General features: G+C 55.3%; 2 tRNA genes. Both read right to left on the reverse strand.

The features are described from left to right. Positions 1-141 precede the first annotated feature (141 nt). Positions 142-217 (reverse strand) — tRNA-Ala (locus J0A90_RS18555). A 191-nt stretch (positions 218-408) separates the two neighbouring features. Then, positions 409-485, reverse strand: a tRNA-Ile gene (locus J0A90_RS18560). Positions 486-602 lie beyond the last annotated feature (117 nt).

The raw sequence follows: 602 nt of genomic DNA on the forward strand, positions 1-602 counted from the left end.
GTGAAGAACTGTCAGCATGATCCACATTGTTAAAGAGCGTTTAGAGCAGAAGCTCTAAGCGATCGACTCGGTCGCGGTGGGCGACGAAGCGGATGGCTTAGAACTCGGTGACTGTGTGGCGCGAGCCAACAGGGAAAGATTTGGTGGAGCCAAGCGGGATCGAACCGCTGACCTCCTGCGTGCAAGGCAGGCGCTCTCCCAGCTGAGCTATGGCCCCAGATAATCCAGCTATCTGGATAATTTTCGTCATGACAAGGCGCTTTTTGCCGACATGTAGCCTGCTACACGAGGTGAAAAGCAACGCGGTATCTGGCGAAATTGGTGGGTCTGGGCCGATTCGAAAAACCCCGCGACCTCACCCTCTCTTTCGACACCCCGGGGGTGCGCTCTAACCAACTGAGCTTGAGATGGTGGGTCTGGGCCGATTTGAACGGCCGACCTCACCCTTATCAGGGGTGCGCTCTAACCAACTGAGCTACAGACCCGTTGGTCACTGGGCGGCTTTCGAGAGCCTTTCCACAGTCTTTGCTCTTGGTCGATCAGGTAATTGATTGTGAGCGCTTATCTCGCGATCCGCTAATCGTTTAAGGAGGTGATCCAGC

Origin of the sequence: Salinicola sp. DM10, assembly GCF_017306975.2 — a bacterium.
GTDB lineage: Bacteria > Pseudomonadota > Gammaproteobacteria > Pseudomonadales > Halomonadaceae > Salinicola.